The organism is Chryseobacterium cheonjiense, from assembly GCF_012927265.1.
Lineage (GTDB): Bacteria > Bacteroidota > Bacteroidia > Flavobacteriales > Weeksellaceae > Chryseobacterium > Chryseobacterium cheonjiense.
Genome location: NZ_JABBGF010000003.1, coordinates 261,226 through 282,466 on the forward strand (window position 1 = coordinate 261,226; position 21,241 = coordinate 282,466).

Sequence of the window (21,241 nt, forward strand, 5' to 3'; positions counted from 1 at the left end):
TCGAATTTTAATTAATTTTCGGGCATGAAAAATATTTTTTTGAGTTTGATGGTTTTTGTGGTGATGTCACTTTTACATGCGCAGTTAACAGATTGTATTGTGAAATACCTCAGTCTTCCCGGAGGAGATTATGGTATGTACTCAATATTTATTCTTATTTTTTGTTCTGTTATTACTGCAATTGGTTTGCTAACGGTGATTATTTTCCGAAAACATTATTATTCAATTCTTCGGATTGCAATGTTGTTTGAAATTATTTATTTGTTGTTTTTAGTAATTTCAGGAAATAATCCTTTTATTTATTTTTCAGACTACACTAGTGAAAATCTCCTGAAAATTTTCATGTATGTAATTTCATTTATCGTTCTATTTATTATGTATTTGGTTCATCTAATTTATTCTAAAATAATTTTATCCAAATCAAAAAACTAACATAGATCAATGTTAAATTACAAGAACGGACTTACTTTTGTATCATAATTTTAATCTAAAAAATAAATCCAATGAAAAAGGTATTTTTAACTTTTGTATTTGCGCTTTTAAGCATGGTAGGCTTTGCACAGACAGGGTGGCAGGTAGATCCGATGCATTCTTCTGTTAATTTTAATATTAAGCATATGGGAATCAGCTTTGTGCAGGGGAGGTTTGATAAGTTTGACGGTAAGGCAGTTACTAAAGGAAATACCCTTGATAATGCTGAACTGAGCTTTAATGTGAATGTAAGTTCAGTCAACACGGGTGTTGAGATGAGAGATAATCACCTGAAAAGTGCGGATTTCTTCGATGCAGAAAAATTTCCTGCCATGACTTTTGTAACAAGTTCAGTTGTTAAAGAAAAGAACAATTCTTATATGGTTAAAGGAAAATTAACGATAAAAGATGTTACCAAAGAAATAAGCGTTCCTGTTACTTTCGGTGGGGTTACCAAAAACCAGCAGGGTAAAGAAGTGATGGGCTTCCAGGCTGCATTTAAAGTAAACCGTCTGGATTACAACATTAAATATGATCCTACGGGAGCAGGTGTTGCGAAAGAGGTTGATGTTAACTTATATTTTGAGTTAGTTAAGCAATAATTTTCATCTATAAATTTGATTTAGAAAAGGTTTTCAGTTTGCTGGGAACCTTTTTTATTGATTTTCTGTGAGAAGATCAAGATAGGTTTTTTCTAAACTGATGTATTCATTTTTCCAGTCCTGAGCGGTTTTATCCATTTTTTCAAACTTAACATTTGAAACTTCAATTTCTTCGAGATGGTCTACCGTATTTCTATCTTCAATATGGTCAAAATATTCAGCATACCAAACATTAAGAAGCTGTTCTGAAATTTCGATGTACAGTTGTTCTCCAATCAGGCTTTTAAAAGTCATATGGTAGTTTAAAACATTTTCTTTGAAATGAACAGAAATACATTCGTAATAATCATGATGACGATCTGTAAAATATGTGTTAAGATGATTATTTTTCCAGATTGATAGATTGTCGAATTTTAATAATAAACCATTTTCAGGTAAAAGTTCGACATTTTTCAGATAAACTAATTTATTAAGAATTTTCATTATTAAACTTTATAGTCCCTAAAATACATAATCAAATTTTAATACAAAATTGCTTTGTATTTCTTTTTCCCATAACTTTGCACAAACCTAATCTAATGAGTAAAAAGAATACTAAGTACATCTTTGTGACAGGAGGTGTAACTTCATCTTTGGGAAAGGGAATCGTTTCAGCTTCTCTTGGACTTCTGCTAAAATCACGTGGCTTCAACGTAACTATTCAAAAGCTTGATCCTTATATCAATATTGATCCGGGAACTTTGAATCCTTATGAACACGGAGAATGTTATGTAACCGAAGATGGTGCGGAGACGGATCTGGATTTAGGTCACTACGAGCGTTATCTCGATGCTCCTACTTCTCAAAACAACAATGTTACCACCGGGAAAATTTATCAGACAGTCATTGAAAAAGAAAGAAAAGGAGATTTCCTTGGAAAAACGGTTCAGGTAATTCCTCATATCACCAACGAAATTAAGCGGAGAATTAAAATTTTATCTAAACAGAACTACGATATCATCATTACGGAAATCGGAGGAACGGTAGGAGATATTGAATCTTTGCCATATATCGAAACGGTTCGCCAGCTGAAATGGGAACTTGGTGAAAAAAATTCAATGGTGATTCACCTTACTTTGCTGCCTTATCTGGCTTCTAGCGGGGAATTAAAGACAAAACCTTCTCAGCATTCTGTTCGCCAGTTAATGGAAAGCGGAATTATGGCGGATGTTCTCGTTTGCCGTACCGAGCATAAAATCCCGAAAGACCAAAGAGCAAAATTGGCCCAGTTCTGTAATGTTCCTTTGGATAACGTGATCGAATGTAAAGATTTGGAAACGATCTATGAAGTTCCGATGTATCTTCAGAAACAGAATTTTGACGATGTAGTGCTCAAAGAATTGGATCTTAAAAGTGATAAAGAAGCAGATCTTAAAGACTGGAAATCATTCTTAAAGAAATTCCAGAACCCTAAAAAATCAGTGGAAATTGCTTTGGTTGGAAAATATGTATCTCTTCAGGATTCCTATATTTCCATTGCGGAAGCTTTTAAACACGCAGGTGCAGATCTGGAAACAGAAGTAAAAGTAAGATGGGTATATAGTGGAGATTTAACCCAGGAAAATATTAAAGAAACGTTAGCCGGTGTTTCGGGGATTCTTATTGCTCCGGGCTTCGGAGACAGAGGGATTGAAGGTAAAGTTCTTACCGCTCAATATGCAAGAGAAAATAAAGTTCCTATGCTGGGAATTTGTTTAGGAATGCAGATTATGACGGTTGAATTTGCCAGAAATGTTTTAGGTTATACAAAAGCCAATTCCATGGAGTTCGATACTTCTACCGAACATCCCGTAATTTCATTAATGGAAGAGCAGAAAAATGTGGTAGATAAAGGCGGGACTATGCGTTTGGGTGCCTGGAAATGTACTTTGAAAAATGGCTCTAAACTAAATGATATTTATGGAGCTAAAAATATCACGGAAAGACACCGTCACAGATACGAGTTCAATAGTGATTACATCGGTGAGTTTGAAAAGAACGGCTTCCTGGCTACAGGTACAAATCCTGAAACGGGATTGGTTGAAGCGCTTGAAATGCCTGGTCATCCTTTCTACGTAGGAGTACAGTATCACCCGGAATATAAGAGTACGGTAGCAACACCGCATCCTTTGTTCAGAGCTTTCATTAAGGCTTGTACATCGAAATAATAACTTGTCAGACAACCTTCAGGGTTTCAAAAAGCTTGAAGATTTTGGGAATATAAAGTAATTGAATACTTAAAACGTTATATCATAAACTCAGACTGATTATTCTCAGCCTGAGTTTATTATATAGTAACACAGTATTGTATAGAGGTTTGATAAAAAAACAGTATTTTTGTCGACTCAAAATATATTGTCACATAATATATTAAATAGGTAAAATTTTAATAAAAATAAAATGCAACAGAACAACGGACTCGATAAAAGTCAGATTATCAGTTTTGCGGTTTTATGTTTGGTACTCTTCGGATTTATGTTTTATTTCCAAAACAAACAATCTAAGGAGGAACAGGTAAAAGCTGAACAACAAAAGACCGAGCAGGTAAAGAATGCCGTAAAACCAACTCAGGCAAATAATATCAATCCTAATGTAACTCCCAATGCTATTCAGACAGCCAATCTTTCCAACAAAGAGCTGAAAATAGAATTCAACAGTCTTGGAGGGCAGGTTTCGAAAGTAGAGCTTGCAGAATATAAAGCATACGATCATAAAACAGATAAAGCAGATCTTCCGCTGTATCTGATCACAAAAAATAATTCGAATTACGGTTTTCAGTTTAAAGATAAAACGGGAAAAGTAATCAATACAAAAGATTTGGTTTTTTCTCCCACAGTCAATGGAAATGCGGTTACTATGACGGCAAATTACAATGGTGCGGTTATCCAGTTTATTTATACTTTACTTCCGAAATATACGCTTGATTTTAAAGTAAGAACTCAGGGGCTTGCTAAAATTACTTCAGATAATAAAGCAGATTTTATCTGGGACTATAATGTAAGAAATCTTGAAAAGGGTAGAGCCCAGGAACAATCTCACTCGGAATTCTCTTATGCATTCAATAATTATAAAAATTATGATTATGACGGGAGAACTACTATGGAAGAAGAAAAGGAAACCCTCAACTGGATTGGTGTAAAGCAGCAGTTCTTTGCTTCTGTAATTGAATCTAAGGTAGGATTCACCCAAAGTAAAGGAAATCAGGAAACCATTGAAGAAGGCGAATATCTGAAAAAGCTTAATTACCAAGGATTTGTTCAGATGACAGGCAGTGAGCTTAATCAGGATTTCACCTGGTATTTTATGCCACTGGAATTACCATTGTTAAAATCTTACGATAAAAACTTTGACGAGATTCTTCCGTTAGGCTGGTCTTTTATTGGGGCAATGAACCGCTACTTCTTTATCCCGATGTACAATATTATTGCAGACTGGGGACTTACTGCAGGGTGGGTGATTTTCCTTATGACGATTATTGTTAAGTTGATCTTATCGCCAATTATGTATAAGCAGCACAAGCTGAGTGCGATGATGCGAGTAATTCGACCGGAAATTGATGAGGTGAATGCCAAGCTTAAAGATGCTGATCCAATGAAGAAGCAACAGGCTACCATGGAAGTTTACAGGAAAGCAGGTGTGAATCAGATGGCAGGATGTTTGCCGGCGTTGGTTCAGATTCCTATTTTCTATGCATTGTTCCGTTTCTTCCCGAACTTTATAGATTTGAGGGGACAGGGCTTTTGGTTTGCAAAAGATCTGACTGCTTATGACGATATAATCAAGTTGCCGTTTAAAGTTCCTTTCCTGGGAGATCATTTAAGTATCTTTGCGTTGGCTTGTACTATCGTAATTTTGATTTATACCATTATGACTTCAGGAAATATGCAGCAGCCTCAACAGGAAGGAATGCCGAATATGAAGGTGTTAATGTATATTTTCCCGGTTACTTTCCTATTCTTCCTGAATACTTCAGCATCAGGTCTGTCCTGGTACTATTTTGTATCAAATGCAATTAATATTCTCATTATCCTTGTCATTAAATATGTGATTTTGGATGAGAAAAAGATTCATGCGCAGATTCAGGCGAATAAAGAAAAACCTAAAACTGAAGGAAAGTTCCAGAAAAGAATGAGAGAAATGATGGAAAAGGCTCAGGAGCAACAAAAATATCAGGAGCAGCAAAAAAATAAGAAAAAATAAGTTTAGTATACAAAAGAAAAGAGAAGCATTTGCTTCTCTTTTTTATTAGATAATTTTAATCACATTCATCCTGTATGCTGTAATCTAAACGAAATGATCTTCTATGATATTTTGTTGGCCCGAATTCTATTAATGCCTGTTGATGTTTTTTCGTTGCATATCCAAAATTGGTATCCCAGCCGTATTCAGGATGCTCGTGGTGAAGTTCCATCATCAGCTTATCCCTGTAATTTTTTGCAAGTATTGAGGCGGCTGCAATGGATAAAATCTTAGAATCTCCTTTGATAATACATTGATGAGGAATGTAATTGTAGGGATGAAATCTGTTTCCGTCTACCACGATGAATTCAGGGCGTATGGTTAACTTATCAAGAGCCTGATGCATGGCATGAATACTTGCATTAAGAATATTATGCTCATCAATAAATCCAGGTGGCAACTCTGCAATGGCGTAGTCTTTCACATTGTCTTTTATATACTGATCCAGATCCATTCTAGTCTTGAAACTCAGTTTCTTGGAATCATCAACCATATTCTGGTTAAAGTTTTCATCCAAAATCACAGCAGCAGCTACTACAGGACCACTTAAGCAGCCTCTGCCAACCTCATCGCATCCTGCTTCAATATAAGTAGACCATTTTTTTTGTAAATCCATTCTCAAGATTACTTAGGAAATTAAAACGTTGTAAAATTAAAAAAAATTAAATAGATATTTTATTATAATATCGAATCCTTAAATCAAATGAAACTGATATAAATTTTGAAATTAGGGAATTTTAATCATGTTACTATTTGGACAAATGAACAGCAAAATATAGATTATTTCGTCACTAAAATTTATCATCATAAATGTTAAAATTTAAGAAATATTTCAAATAAATTATATGCATCGCATGGTATGTGAATTTATTTTCATTCACTTGTTGGTGATATTTTATATTGTAACGTACTGTTTATCACTATTTATAGATATTTTTTATACATTATAATGATATAGAAAAAAACAATTGATAAAAATTGTTTTTTATATAATTTTAATTTGATAGTATTGATTAAACTTTGTTAAAAACATTATTATTAACTAATATTAATGAATATTTATAGGTTTTTGTTCTAATTTATTTAAAAAGTGTTAAATTTTATTGATTTTCTTTTGTTATTTTAAGAAAGTTTTACAACTTTGTTTAGCAAAATTTAATTAGATATGAAGAAACTAACAATGGGTGTACTTGCATCCGTACTATCATCATCTTTAGCCATTGCACAAGCTCAGCAAAAGAATGATACAGTAAGGACACAAGACATCGAAGGTGTGGTGGTGACCGCACTGGGAATCAAAAGAGAAAAAAAATCTTTGGGTTACGCTTCCCAAACTTTAGATGCCGAAAAAGTAAATTCAGTTCCTACAAACAACTTTATTAATAATCTCTCGGGTAAGGTCGCCGGGATGGAAATCAAAAATAACGGAAACTTCGGGGGATCAAGTAATATTGTTTTAAGAGGAACTAAAAGTATCACAGGTGATAACCAAGCATTAATTGTACTCGATGGTGTACCGATTATCAGTGGAAATCTAAATTCAAGCGATGCTTCAAGGGGACGTGATGGTTTTGACTTTGGTAACGCCACTGCGGATATTGACCCAAATAATATCGAATCAATTAACGTACTCAAAGGCGCTGCAGCTACTGCCTTATATGGTAGTATGGCTTCAAATGGTGCGGTAATTATTACTACAAAAAAAGGTAAAAGAAATAAAAGTTTAGGACTTTCATTAAGTTCCACAGTTTCCGTAGGAGAAATTGATAAAAAAACTTTTCCAAAATATCAGAATCAATATGGTGGAGGATACGGGGGAGAAGATAGTTTCCTTTCTGGCGATGTAAACTTAGATGGGGTAGACGATCTCATCGCACCTACTGGCGATGACGCTTCTTACGGTCCAAGATTTAATCCAAATCTGTTAGTATATCAATGGGATGCATTTGTTCCCGGGGACCCGAATTATGGAAAGGCTACTCCTTGGGTAGCTCCAAAAAATAATCCAACCAAGTTTTTTCAAAATTCACTCTCATTTGTTAATAGTTTTAACTTAAATGGAGGAGATGAACTAAATACATATAACTTAACGGTTACCAATAACTACGAAACAGGTGTATTACCAAATAGTAGATTAAATAAAAATATGTTGAGCGGTAGCTACAGCAGAAAATTTTCAGATAACTTCACTGCACGTACATTTTTAACATTTAATGACCAGACAACTATAGGACGAAATTCGGTAGGATATGGAGATAACATTCTTACTGGTTTCAGACAATGGTATCCTTTAAATGTTGATATTTTGCAGCTTAGAGACACATATTTCAGAACAAGACAGAATTATACATGGAATATGAATGATGCTCTAGGAGGGGATCTGTCACCTGCATTTTGGAACAATCCTTATTGGGATAGATATGAAAATTATTCTTCTGACGATAAAACTAGGCTAATTACAGGTGCTGAATTATCATATGATGTTACAAGTAAACTGAATATTTTAGGTAGGGCAACTATTGATTATACAGGTAGTAAGCAGGAAATCAGAAAAGCAGTAGGCAGCCATGCTGAAGAATTTGGTCTTTCACAGGCTGATGAGACTTCAGGATACTGGGTATATGATGACACGATAATGAGGCAGACTTATGATTTGATTGGAAGATATACATGGAATATCTCAGATAAAATGAATGCTTTATTCATTGCAGGGGGCCAGTTTATGGACCAGCATCAACGAAGCATGGAAAATTCTACAACAGGAGGCTTAATTATTCCGGGATTATATACTATTGCAAATTCAAGAGCATATTTCCCGCCTGTAGAAACAAATATCAGAGGTCAGAAGGCAGGAGTATATGCACAAGCATCATTTGATTTTGATAAATTTTTATTCCTAGAAGGTACTATTCGTAATGATACATCTTCAGCACTTCCTAAAGCCAATAGAAATTATACGTATTATTCTCTTGGTTCAAGTTTTGTTTTTTCTGAACTTATTAAAAATAATTGGTTAAGCTTTGGAAAAATAAGATTAAGTTATGCAGAAGTTGGTAATGATATGCCTTTCGGTAGACCAGGCTTCTTTGCTAATAGAGGAACAACCAGTGGGCTTCCAATGGCTGATATAAATACAACGTATGTTAATTTTGATGCTTTAAAACCTGAAAGACAGAAAAGCTGGGAAGTTGGTTTAGAAGCATCAATGTTCAAGAGAAGAGTTTCTTTAGATGTTTCATTGTATAAAACTAATACCCAAGATCTATTATTTAGTGTACCTCAGTCTCCTTCAACTGCTTATAGTTCATCTCTTATCAACGCAGGGGAAACCGAAAACAAAGGTATTGAAATAGCTTTAGGATTAGTTCCATTAAAAAGTCAAGATTTTCAATGGGATATTAATTTAAATTGGGCTAAGAATAGAAATATGGTTGTTGCGTTAAATCAAGGAAGAGAAAATTTACAATTGGCAAGTTTTCAGGAAACCAGTCTAAATGCAACAGTAGGAGAGGCTTACGGTACGTTTAGAGGTACTGGTTATGTTTATGACGCTAACGGAAATAAAGTTGTAGATGAAGACGGACATTATTTGGTTGCAACAGACAAAGTTTTAGGTAATATACAACCAGATTGGATTGGAGGGGTTTATAATACCTTTAGGTACAAAAACTTCTCACTCGGATTTTTGATTGACGTCAGAAAAGGAGGAAGTGTGTATTCTCTCGACCAGTCATATGGAAGCTTTACAGGACTGTATGAATATACTGCAGGACTAAATGATTTAGGAAATCCGATAAGAAACTCATTAGCTAATGGAGGGGGTATTATCTTACCTGGTGTAAAACAGGATGGTACACCTAATGACGTGAGAGTAGATGCATCTTTTGCAGGAGGAGCTTTTGGAACCGATGCCGGTTTGCCACAAGAAGCATTTATCTATGATGCATCATATGTAAAATTGCGTGAGGCAAAAATCTCTTATAGTTTACCATCTGATTTGTTAAAGAATACTTTTATCAAAGGAATGACTTTTAGCTTATTAGGACAAAACTTATGGATTATTCACAAAAATCTTCCGGATGCAGATCCTGAAGCAGGTACATCTTCAGGAAATATTCAGGGTTTCCAATCAGGAGTTATGCCAACAACCCGCATTTATTCATTCAATGTTAAATTAGATTTCTAAATCAAAAAAATTAAAATGAAAAAAATATTTTCAATATTCACTATAAGTTCATTGGTTATGCTTACTAGCTGTATCAATGGAGATGATGATTTTAATAACAATCAAAGCCAGCCATATCAGGTTCCCGCAGAGCCACTTTTAACAAATGCACAGAAGGAACTTATGGATCAGATGGAAACACCGAGTGTGAACTTGAATGTTTTCCGATTCTTCCAGCATTATTTAGCAACTACGATATATAGAAATGATGCACGTTTCAACTTTACAGGAACAAGAAAAGTTCCGGATAATATGTGGCTTGCATTGTATACTGATGTGCTGGGAAATTTAAATCAGGCAAAAAAAATAATTCCTTCAGAGGTAAAACCTCCCCAAATCTCGCAGACTGTTTGGGACAAACAACAAGCCAATAAAATGGCAATTTTAAATTTAATGGAAATATATACTTATCAGGTTTTAGTAGACAGTTTTGGAAATGTTCCATATTCTGAAGCTGCGAAGCCGGAAACATTTGTACTTCCTAAATATGATGATGCTAAAACGATTTATTCGGATTTAATTAATAGATTAAATTCAATAACTGCAACATTAGATTCCGGATACCCTAGTTTTGAAACAGGGGATAACATTTACAATGGTAATGTAGCCGACTGGATTATTGTTGCAAATAGTTTGAAACTAAAAATAGGTATTAATCTTGCTGATGTCAATCCAACCTTAGCAAAACAAACAGTCGAATCAGCTTTTGCTGGTGGTGTAATGACAGAGAATTCTGAGAATGCATTATTCCGATATGACTCTACATCTCCAAACTTCAACCGTGTATATGCTGAAGTTATTGCCAGCAATAGAAATGATTTTGTTGCAGAAGAAGGAATTGTTGACGTAATGAACACTCTGGCTGATCCGAGAAGACCATTTTATTTTACTACAGTTAACGGAAACTATGTAGGAGGTACGGTTGGTCTAACAAATACTTACAGTGATTACTCGCACATCGGCCCAAGCTTATTAGCTCCTAACAAACCGGGCGTATTGTTTGATGCATCAGAAGTTAATTTTTATCTAGCCGAAGCAGCAGCAAGAGGTTATAATGTTGGAGCTAGTGCACAGCAGTATTATAATGATGCTATTACTGCATCGATGGAACAATGGGGGGTAACTCCTGCAAGTATTGCAACTTATTTGTCAAACCCAGCTGTCACATTTTCTTCAGTCAACTGGAAACAAAGTATTGGTCAGCAAGCTTGGATAGCAATGTTTAACAGAGGATTTGAATCATGGAATTTCTACAGAAGATTAGATTATCCCGTACTTACGGCTCCTAATGCCGTAGCAGCAGCAGCAGGTAAAGTTCCTACAAGATTAACATATCCTATCAATGAACAAACTGTTAATGGTACAAACTGGTCACAGGCATCTACAGCTATCGGTGGCGATAAGCTAACCACTAAAGTATTCTGGGACATTAATTAAACTCAAACACATTAGTTAACATTCATATTTAATCCGCCTTTAGGGGCGGTTTTTTTATTTCCGTATATTTGCATGTCGGATAGAAACGACAGTTTTTTAAATAACATATAATGAATATTAAAAATATAATAGAAGAAAAGCTTCATGAAGTAATCCTCAATGTTTATCAGTTGAACGGCGTTGCTTTGGAAGTTCAGGAAAATAAGACAGAATTTGAGGGCGATTTTACGATTGTTACATTTCCTCTGGTTAAACAGCTGAAGAAAAATCCTGAAACCATTGGAGTAGAGTTGGGACATACTTTAACAGAGCAAACCGACCTTGTGGAAAGCTTCAATGTAGTAAAAGGTTTTTTAAATATTAAAGTAAAGAATCAGCTTTTTATAGATAACTTCAATTCCTTGGGGCAGAATTTTGAGGCTATAGAAAAGAAGAATGCTACAGTAATGGTAGAATATTCATCCCCAAATACCAATAAACCACTCCACCTCGGGCACATCAGAAACAATCTGCTCGGATTTTCGGTTTCCCAGATCCTTGAAGAAGCAGGATATGACGTTATTAAAACACAGATTATTAACGACAGAGGAATTCATATCTGCAAATCGATGCTTGCCTGGGAAAAATTCGGAAACGGCGAAACACCGGATTCTACAGGGATTAAAGGAGATAAATTTGTGGGAAATTACTATGTAAAATTCGACCAGGAATATAAAAAAGAAATTGCTGAGCTTATGGCTCAGGGAATTTCTGAAGATCAGGCTAAAAAAGACGCTCCGCTAATGAAGGAAGCACAAAAAATGCTGCTTGATTGGGAAAATGGTGATGAGCATGTACGAAACCTTTGGAACGAAATGAATTCATGGGTGTATAAAGGATTTGCTGATACCTACAAAAGATTGGGAGTGAATTTTGATCAGGTTCAGTACGAAAGCAATACCTACATTTTAGGAAAAGACCTTATTCAGGAAGGATTGGATAAGGGGGTTCTTTATCAGAAAGAAGACGGTTCCGTATGGTGCGATCTTACAGATGAAGGTCTCGATCAGAAATTACTGTTACGTTCAGACGGAACATCCGTGTACATGACTCAGGATTTGGGTACTGCGGTTGAACGTTTTAAACAAAATGATATTCAGAAATTAATTTATACCGTAGGAAATGAACAGGATTATCATTTCCAGGTTTTATTTAAAATTTTAGGAAAGCTTGGATATTCATGGGCAGATCAGCTGTACCATTTATCTTACGGAATGGTGGAGCTTCCGAACGGTAAAATGAAATCCCGTGAAGGAACGGTGGTAGATGCCGATGACCTGATGCAGGAAATGTACGAGGAAGCAAAATTAAAATCGACAGAACAGGGAAGATTAGAAAGTCTTTCAGAAGAAGAAAAGGAAAAATCTTATGAAAAAATAGGACAGGCTGCTCTGAAATATTTCATGCTAAAAGTGGATCCGAAGAAAAAAATGCTTTTCAATCCGGAAGAAAGTATTGACTTTAATGGAAACACGGGTCCTTTTATTCAATATACCTTTGCCCGTATTCAATCTTTATTGGCTAAAGCGAATTTTACATTTAAAGAAGTTGACCATGTTGAATTGAATGAGTATGAAAAAGCACTGATCATGCAGCTGGCGAATTATAAACCGGTAGTTGAGAAAGCAGCAGAAGTGCTGAGTCCGGCCCTGGTTGCCAACTATGTGTATGATCTGGTAAAAACATACAACTCTTTCTATCAAAGCAATCCTATTATGATTCAGGAAGATGAAAATGTAAAGCAGATCAGATTAAATTTATCAGATCTTACCGCAAAAACCATAAAAAAATCTTTACGTTTATTGGGAGTAGAAACAGTGAACAGAATGTAATAAAAAACCTTCAGCATATATGCTGAAGGTTTTTTTATGTTTTACTGTGAAGACTGTCTTCATATAACTTGGCATCACTCCATTTCGCATGTTTGGAAGGAATGATTTTGTAGCCTCTTTTATAAGCATATATTTTGGTAAACTCAGCTCCGAAGAAAACGAGCATACACGAATAATTGATCCACATCATGATCAGGATAACCGTTCCCGCCGCACCAAATGCTGAGGTAGGTTTTGCGGTCCCGAAATAAAGGCTCAGCAAGAATTTTCCCAATGTAAATAAAATGGTGGTAAGGAAAGCGCCCCGCCATACTGGTCTCCAGCTGATCTGGACATCCGGAAGAACCTTAAACATCAATGCAAAAAGAATCATGATCACTATAAACCCGATGAGGTAATTCACCAGTTCTACCAGCATATAGGTTTCCAGTCCGAAGTAGGTAGTGATCCAGTTATTGAGCAGGCTTATTAAAGAAGAAAGAACCATTGTGATCATCAGTAAAAATCCTAAAATAAGAATCATTCCCAATGAGTTGGCTCTGTCAAGAAGAAATTTAACGAAAGCCTTTTTAGGCGCTGGCTGCACATCCCAAAGATTATTCAGGGAACGCTGAAGCTGAAAAAATAAGGTGGTGGAACCAAATACCAAAGAACCGATACCTACCGCTTTCATAAAAATATTCTCCTTATCGATGAGAGCACCTGCAATCATATCCTGAACACTTTTTGCAGCATCCTGTCCCATAATCCCGCTGATCTGACTTGTGATCTGTCCGCGTATCGCTTCTTCACCGAAAAAATTACCTGCTATCCAGATAATGATAATCAGCAGACCCGGAATAGAGAAAATAGCATAATATGCAAGACTCGCCGAGTCATTTGATGCCGATGAGTCATTCCACTTTTTAAAAGTTTCGCGCAGTGCTTCCCAGAAAAATTTTATTCTTTTTACCATGTATTAAAATTTAGAAAGGATACCCGATCGCAATATTCAGAATCAGATTATCTTTCCTCCAGCTTGCATCACCGAAATTAATCTTATCAAAAGTCCATCGGTCGCCTCTTTCATAATATGGCACTCTCAATGGCATTGCGAGATCGAGTCTCAGAATCAGGATAGAGAAATCAAGTCTCAGACCAACTCCGGCTCCTACGGCGATTTCACTTAAAAATTCTTTGGAAAACTTCGCACCGGGTCTTTGAGGGTCATCATTAATAAGCCATACATTTCCTGCATCTGCAAAAACGGCAACATTTAAGAATTTATATAAATTAGCTCTGTATTCGGCATTCAGCTCAAGCTTTACATCTCCGGACTGGTCAAAATAAAATCCTTCCGGTATCGTTCTCGGATCAAAGCTTCCCGGACCTAATGTTCTCGCCCTGAAAGCTCTCACACTGTTGCTCCCTCCGGAAAAGAACTGCCTTGAGAAAGGAATATGCTCAGAATTTCCATACGGATAGGCAATCCCTGCAATAGCCCTTGTTGCAAGAGAAGTTTTTTCGTTAAATTTATGATAAAACCTGAAGTCGTTTTCAATTTTTGCATACTGGCTGAACGGTACGCCGAAAATGGTTTTTTCCTTATCTTTTTTTACATTCGCTCCCGTTAATAAACCTGTAATATTTCCTGCAAGATCCAATGTTCCTTTATAATATACCGTATTGGGTTTTGGCAGCATGGTGTTGGTGTAAGTGTAGGAATAGGTTGGTCCGAAAATCAGCTGTTTTTCCACAACTCTTTTCATCGCATCATTACCGGCCGACCGCTCCATATATAAAGGCGTAATATTAGCCGGAGAAACATAAGTGATATCCAGGATTTTCAGGTCATGTTCCTTTCTTGCATTTTCTTTCCATACATAGCCGAAGGAACCGCTGAACGTATTCAGGGTGTAATATTCCGTACGGTTCTGGAATTCATAGCCTAATGTAATATTCGTTCTCGGAACAAAAGCACTGGACGAATTAAACCTGAATGGCGCTACGATTCTCGGGATGGAAAGCTGCACGTTAGATCCTGCCCTGAAAATGTTTTTGGCATTTTCCGGACCTCCGATCTGTACATCAAAAGCACCATATACAGAAGCTTTAAACTGCTCGGCACCTCTGAAGAAGTTCCTGTGGGTCCAGTTCAGATTCAGCTCGCTTCCGGCATAATTGGCGGAGTTGGTTCTTCCTAAAGCTTCCAGACGGAGCGACTGCAACTCACGCGGAGTTAACAAATAATAGGCATCAAACTTATGCTGCAACGAATCTGAAACTACGAATTCGTTTTTAACAAATTTAAATACGCCAAGACTGATAAGCCTGTTCAACGTAAGATTATGATTGGTACGGTTGTAAAGATCTCCTCTTTTGAAATATAAAGCCCTGTCAAAGATCTTTGGTTTGAATTTATGTTCGGGATCGATGACGTAGATGTCTTCATGAGCATATTTCTGAAGAGAATCAGAATTCATAGGAACACTGTATTTTCCGTTTTTAACATCGCGTATATTATAATTTGGAAATACAATCACCTTGTCGATGCTGAACTGTTGCGTAGAAAGATCCGGTGTGTTGTCTTTCAGTTTTACATTCAGCTCTACTTTATGATTTTTACTTATGGTGCTGTCTGCCTGAACAATGATATTGTCGGGATGGAAATAATAAAAACCACGTTCTTTCAGGCCATTATCAATTCGTTCTCTTTCAGATTTTATAACATCAAGGTCAAAAGGCTGTCCTTTTTTCAGGAAAGTTTTATCCGTAAGATTCTGGATTTCTCTGTTAACCAGTGTAGAATCTTCCTGAAATTTTACGTTGCTGATCAGGTATCTGGCCCCGGGGCGTAGCGTATAAATTACCTTTACCTTTTTATTATGAGAAACCGTATCGTAGGTGGCGTTTGCATTAAAATATCCTTTATTCTCAGAATAATTTTCGATGATATCTTTATTGAATTCACGGTCAACATCACCAAGCAGTACGGGTTTTTCCCCGACTTTATATTTTAGCCAGTAATTAAATCCTTTTTCTTTTTTAGGCTCTTTGGCAATATTGTAGAAGAAAAGCTTTGGTCTTAATCCTAAAAAACTGGAATTGGGTTTTGGGGTGAGATTCGCTTCCAGAGCAGCTTTAAGATCTTTTTTATCTTTCTTTGAAATCGTATCATTTTCGATGTTGATCTCCGCTCCCGTATACAGCATTTCCCCTTCCTTCAGATACCTCGTGTTGCAGGAAACCACAACATAAGCCATCCCGAAAGTAAGTGCATATTTGAAGTATGTTTGATAATTTTTTTTCATTTATTTAAATTCTACGACTTGGTTTTGATTATTTTTTCTCGTTTCCTTCTTCTTTTTATCCTTTCGTGATCTTTGGAAAATATCACGGAATTTATCATAGTCCAGCGTAATGATAAATCCTAAACCTGTTTCTACGATCTGTCCCTGAAGTGCCACCTGGTATTCGTTTTTACGGTATGCCCGAAGCATATATCTGCCGTCTTTGGATAAGCTGTAATCTACGGTTACATCTCCGGCAATGTTGGTCATGTTTTCATTCTGGCGGGCTTCTCCTTCCAGCCCGAAATTACTTCCTACCGAAACCTTCAGACGGTCGTTCAACAGTTTCTTGCTGATGTCTACATTCAGGTCGGTTCTGGTATTCTGGGTCCCTGTGGAATAATCTTCTGATGATTCCAGGTCGAAATTAAGATCGACTCCCTTGATAAGATCCGAAGCGAGATTATTCAATTGTTGGGAAAGAATTTTACTCACACTTTGTCTGGCCATCATTTCTCCGGAAAGTCCTGCTCCCGATTCAAAAGGGTTTTCACCGATAAACCGGTTTAATAACAATAAAGCAAAAACCTGTTTGTTCATTTCAGATTCCTGGGTTCTCAGCTGTGAAAGTTTCTGATCCACAATGTCCGTAACCGTTGAAGAAACAGCATTGTTTTTCTCATCTGTGGTAATATCAAACGTAATGACAGGCTTCAGCAGTTCGCCCTGCATTTTCAATAAAGTATTAAAAGGAATTCTCTGCTTAAACTGATTCAGTGTTCCGGCGTCTTCACCGCTGATCTGCTGTTGTACAAGATCAATCGGTGCAGCTTCCGTTTTATAAACGGCTGTAATGTCTAGCGTGGCGGTTGTAGGTTCACCGGTCCAGGTAATCGTACTTCCTTTTTGGATGTCAAATTTTCTTTTTAAAACACTTACGGTCATTTCATAGCTTCCTGATTCTACTTCATATACGCCGACCAGAGTGGTTTTTCCTGAAGGATCGATTCCGCCTGTCAATTCTGCTTCACCCTGAAGTTTTACAAAATCTCCGTTGGCTTTATCAATTAATAAAGATAATTTGGCTTCTTTGCTCAATTCGATATTAACGTTCACATCCATTCCTTTGATTCTGCTCTGGGAATCTAAAGAATCTGCCTTGATGGTTTTATTTAAAGCAACCTGATCCTGATCGATAAATTCTACAATTCCTTCTCTTTCCTGAAGGGTAGGAGAGGACTGCGGAAGGACAAAAGTGAAATCGGTATTGTCGGCAACGGCTAATCTCCCGTCCACTTTCGGTAAATCCAGATTTCCGCGAACCTGTAATGCGGCATCAATAGAAAGTATGCCGTACATGATGGCTTCATTTGATTTTTCTGAATTCACCACTTTGAAATTTTTGGCATTAAGATCTAGGTTAAAGGCAAAGTCTCTGTACGTCTCTGTAAGAACCTGCCCGTCAATATTCATAGAATTTCCGTCTCTGTCCTTGATTTTGAAATTGTTGAATTCAATTCCGCGGCTTGTAAAATCAATTTCATCATCAAGATTCCTGAAATCACTTCCTGTTTTGGCAATTTCTAATCCGGCATTATTGAATTTTACTTTACCTAAAATATTCGGTTGCGCAGTAGTTCCTGTAATTTTAAGGTTTCCGGAAATGTAGCCTTCCGTATTCGTGATTGCATTCATCGAAAAGCCCTGTACGGATTTCATCTGAAGCTGGTTGATGGCCATATTCAGGTCAAACGTACTGGAAGACGTATTATAATCTCCAAGAATTTTGACATCATTGTTATTCCCGGAAAGCGCAATATCTGCATTTAATATTTTCGGTGAAGTATTATTGACTTTTACAGCAAGATTTCCTACAGGATTTTCATAAACAATAAGATCCGAAATATTTAAGTCTGAAGTAAACGTCATGTTTTTGGTCAGATCCCGCAATTGAGCCGTTCCGTTGATATTTCCTCTTGCCAGTAAAGTATCTTTTTTAATAAGTTCGGTAAGAGTCTCTATCTTAAAATCTTTTAACGAAACATTTAAAGGTGCGTTCGGAGACTGGGTTTCGGATTGTAAAAGAATTTCACTGCCTCCGTTCGACAGCCTGAAATTATCAGCCAGAATACCTCCGCTGCTGATCTGTATTTTATTCCCTTCCGCTACAGTCCAGTCAGTATAATTGAGTTTTAATCCATTTGGGTTAAGTGAAATTTCCGTGATATCATTCATCGATTTTGCATTCCCCGCAATCAGGAATTGCGTTTCATCCTTTGTATCTTTTGTAGTAATGTTGTAATTGATGATATTATCGGCAATATTTCCCCCGATGTTTATTTTGTTTAAAGCAAAGCTTGAGCTTTTTAATGCGGCGACATTCAGGTTGTACTGTAAGGCCTGATTTTCATTGGTAACCTGCAATCTTGCATTTTCAATAGAATTATTTCCATAAAGAAGCTGTGGAATCTGTCCGTCAATTTCTATTTTCTGAGAATCAGCATCGTAATTTCCGGTAAGATTAATGGTTTCAAAACTCTTCAGCTCCGGTACAAATTTTCTGATGAGATCATCATTTTTAATTTTAGCATTAAAAGTAAAAAACTGTCCTGCTCCAATTTTTTGATTTTTCGCTGGCTTCTGGAACTGGTAATATTGGTTGATCGTCTGGCTTAGAGCTCCGAATATCTGGGTAAGTCGGTATTTTCCTCTTAATTCTATATCCGCAATCTGGGAATTGAAAATAATATTAGTAGAATCGGATGTCGATGATGCTTTCAGGTTAATTTCCTGAACAGGATAAATTTCTTTGGTATCCGAGAAAGCAAAATCTTTTAAATTCAGATATCCGTTTAGGTGGTCCGGATCTAAATTGGTGAAATCCCCGTCTATCTTCCCTGCAAGAATCATAGGATCTTTATAGAATCCCAGTTTATTAAGATCGAGTTTCAACACATTTCCGTTTACCTTTACCGTAGGATTTTTTTCATTATATACTCCGGATGCCGTAAGCTGCAAGTTGGCATTAGGATCTTTGGAATTTAAAACAATATTGTAAGCGCCACGTCGTATTTTTCCGGTAAGATTCATATTCTGATAGCGGTATCCTTTATATACAGCGGATGCAACATGTCCTCTCAGGTCTGCATTGGCATTTTTGAAATCGAAGCTTTCTCCTTTCGCATAAATCTGTGCAGAGACAGAACCGATGTCTTTGTTTTTTATAATTCTTCCGATCTGTAATCCCTGAAGATTGGCTTTTACATCATACAGTTCGCGGTTTTTCCTACGCATATCCACTTTGGCTACAACGGATGCATTTCCTGAAGTAGAGTAGAGGTTAAGGTTGGTATCTACCACTTTGGTTGTGCCTTTTGCCGTTCCTTTAATGCTCATATTAGAAGGAAGAGCAATATTGGAAGGGATGGTGTTTTTTGGAACCAGATTGTAAATTGTTCTCGCTGAAGAAGACAATTCCGCAATTCTCAGATCGTAATATAAATTGTCGGGATTGGTAGCATTTTTAATTCTTCCTGATGCTGCTACTCTCAGCTGATCGATGCCCGACACTTTAAGATTGTTGATCAGAAGGTCATTTACATTTCCTTTTACGTTGGCATTAACATTTAAAATGGCGTTCGGGTATCTGTTAAATGGTGCAGTATTTCTGAGGTTCGGCGCAAGGTTCAGGATATCTGCAAAACCTACTTTTGAATCTTTGATATTTGCTGAAATTTTTACGGCTCCCAGATTTGAACTGAGCTGCTCGATGGAATTATAATTTAATATTACCTCATCACGCAAAACCGTTCTGGAAGTTTCCAGGTAAAGATCTTTTAGATAAGCTTCTTTTTCATTATACACAAAATCGGTATTGAATTCACGGATATCTAATCCTCTTGCTTCCTGAATTTCAGCAGAATTTACCGATCCGGCAAACGTATTGTTCTGCATTTTGAATTTTTTCACCTCAAGATTTAATTTGGAAAAGTTCAGGTGGTTAAAATCCATTCCCTGTTTTGTAGGAGCTATTGCAGTATTGTTATAAGCTACTTTTACGTCATTAAGAACAAGTTTACCCAGCAAAAGACTAAGTGCCTTCTGCTGTTCGGACGTTTTAGAATCTTTAGAATCTTCATTTTTGGGGTTGGCATTATTTGCCGGAAGATAAAGATTTGCGTTAATATTAGCGCCGGAAAGAAAAACATTGTCAACATCGTATGCATTTTTTTCAAGATCAAGTTTGTTGACTTTTGTGCTCAGTTCTTTAAACAACACTTTGGCAAAAGTCCTGGTATTGTCATCACCGTAATCAATATCGAAATTGGTCAGCTTAACACCTCTCAGTCCAAGCTGCATAGGTTTTTTATTGTTGAGAGAATCTACTTTCTTTTCAACTTTTTTGGAAACTTCTTCTACGAGATCCTGCTTGAGTTTAAGTTTCAGCCCGTCAAGATTGATATCATTAACGGCGTAAGAATTATTCTGAAGATCAAAAGTTTTTACCCTGGTGTCAAAAGATTTAAAATAGAATTTAATATCATTGCGCGACTGCTGATCGTTGAAGGTAACACCAATATCTTTAAGCTTAATTTTATCTAAAGAAATAATGAAAGGTTTTGAAGTGCTTTCTTCTTTGTCTGTGGTGGCAAACGCATCAAGAATATAGTCGAAATTGAATGTTCCGTCCGGCTTTCTTACGACATTGGCTCGCGCACCTTCCAGATCTACGGAGGTAATATCTGCGGTAGAACTGATCAGTTTGATCATATTCAGACCTACGTCAAGCTTTTTTACAGCCAGTAAGGTGTCGATATTCTGGCCTTTTAAATAAAGATTTTCCATAACAAGGCTGTTTGGAAATCCTATATAAACCCTTTCCAGGCTTACTTTTGTTTTGATTTTTTTTTCTAGGTAAACAACCAGCTTGTCTTTTACAAAATTCTGAACAACGGGAAGTCTTAAGCTAAGGATCAGTAACACAAGAAATACCAAGATGGATATAATGGTAATAACAAAACGCCGAAAGAGTTTTCTTTTGTTGATTTTCAGTTTCAAGAGTGATTGGGTTTATAACAAATATAGCAATACTAATCGTACTGCTCATCT

11 protein-coding genes are annotated in these 21,241 nt (G+C 36.5%); 6 read left to right on the forward strand and 5 right to left on the reverse strand.

Annotated features, from left to right (window positions below; translation table 11 throughout):
• Positions 1-503 precede the first annotated feature (503 nt).
• Complete coding sequence (locus HHL20_RS16110; protein ID WP_169232198.1) at positions 504-1,073, forward strand: YceI family protein; 570 nt, start codon at positions 504-506, stop codon at positions 1,071-1,073.
• Positions 1,074-1,127: 54 nt separating this feature from the next.
• Here HHL20_RS16110 and HHL20_RS16115 read toward each other — a convergent pair whose 3' ends face one another.
• A complete protein-coding gene (locus HHL20_RS16115; RefSeq protein ID WP_169232199.1) occupies positions 1,128-1,556 on the reverse strand; it encodes a hypothetical protein in 429 nt (142 codons plus the stop codon).
• Between the two features lie 95 nt (positions 1,557-1,651).
• On the opposite strand from HHL20_RS16115, the gene HHL20_RS16120 reads away from it, so the two are divergent.
• Complete coding sequence (locus HHL20_RS16120; protein WP_169232200.1) at positions 1,652-3,259, forward strand: CTP synthase; 1,608 nt, start codon at positions 1,652-1,654, stop codon at positions 3,257-3,259.
• A gap of 232 nt (positions 3,260-3,491) precedes the next feature.
• The gene (gene yidC / locus HHL20_RS16125; RefSeq protein WP_169232201.1) at positions 3,492-5,291 is read left to right on the forward strand and encodes a membrane protein insertase YidC; all 1,800 of its coding nucleotides are present in this window, start codon (positions 3,492-3,494) and stop codon (positions 5,289-5,291) included.
• Between the two features lie 55 nt (positions 5,292-5,346).
• Here yidC and HHL20_RS16130 read toward each other — a convergent pair whose 3' ends face one another.
• On the reverse strand, positions 5,347-5,946 hold the full coding sequence (locus HHL20_RS16130; RefSeq protein ID WP_169232202.1) for a ribonuclease HII: 600 nt from the start codon (positions 5,944-5,946) through the stop codon (positions 5,347-5,349).
• 549 nt (positions 5,947-6,495) lie between these two features.
• On the opposite strand from HHL20_RS16130, the gene HHL20_RS16135 reads away from it, so the two are divergent.
• The 3 genes from HHL20_RS16135 to argS all read left to right on the forward strand — a co-directional run bounded on the left by HHL20_RS16135 (position 6,496) and on the right by argS (position 12,863).
• Complete coding sequence (locus HHL20_RS16135; protein WP_169232203.1) at positions 6,496-9,516, forward strand: SusC/RagA family TonB-linked outer membrane protein; 3,021 nt, start codon at positions 6,496-6,498, stop codon at positions 9,514-9,516.
• A 57-nt stretch (positions 9,517-9,573) separates the two neighbouring features.
• Positions 9,574-10,992 (forward strand): SusD/RagB family nutrient-binding outer membrane lipoprotein, encoded by a 1,419-nt coding sequence (locus tag HHL20_RS16140; protein ID WP_228463209.1) that lies wholly within the window; start codon positions 9,574-9,576, stop codon positions 10,990-10,992.
• Between the two features lie 110 nt (positions 10,993-11,102).
• Positions 11,103-12,863, forward strand: a complete 1,761-nt coding sequence (argS, locus tag HHL20_RS16145; protein ID WP_169232205.1) for an arginine--tRNA ligase — start codon at positions 11,103-11,105, stop codon at positions 12,861-12,863.
• Between the two features lie 34 nt (positions 12,864-12,897).
• Here the strand turns inward: argS and HHL20_RS16150 are convergent, their stop codons facing one another.
• From HHL20_RS16150 to HHL20_RS16160, 3 genes are read right to left on the reverse strand one after another with little or no spacing between them, the layout of a single operon-like run.
• Positions 12,898-13,818 (reverse strand): YihY/virulence factor BrkB family protein, encoded by a 921-nt coding sequence (locus HHL20_RS16150; RefSeq protein WP_169232206.1) that lies wholly within the window; start codon positions 13,816-13,818, stop codon positions 12,898-12,900.
• A gap of 10 nt (positions 13,819-13,828) precedes the next feature.
• Positions 13,829-16,153: a translocation and assembly module lipoprotein TamL gene (gene tamL, locus HHL20_RS16155; protein WP_169232207.1), complete on the reverse strand. Its 2,325-nt coding sequence runs from the start codon at positions 16,151-16,153 to the stop codon at positions 13,829-13,831.
• Positions 16,154-21,190 carry a translocation/assembly module TamB domain-containing protein gene (locus HHL20_RS16160; RefSeq protein ID WP_185194830.1) on the reverse strand — a complete coding sequence of 1,679 codons (5,037 nt, stop codon included), beginning with the start codon at positions 21,188-21,190 and terminating at the stop codon, positions 16,154-16,156. It abuts the gene before it with no gap.
• Positions 21,191-21,241 lie beyond the last annotated feature (51 nt).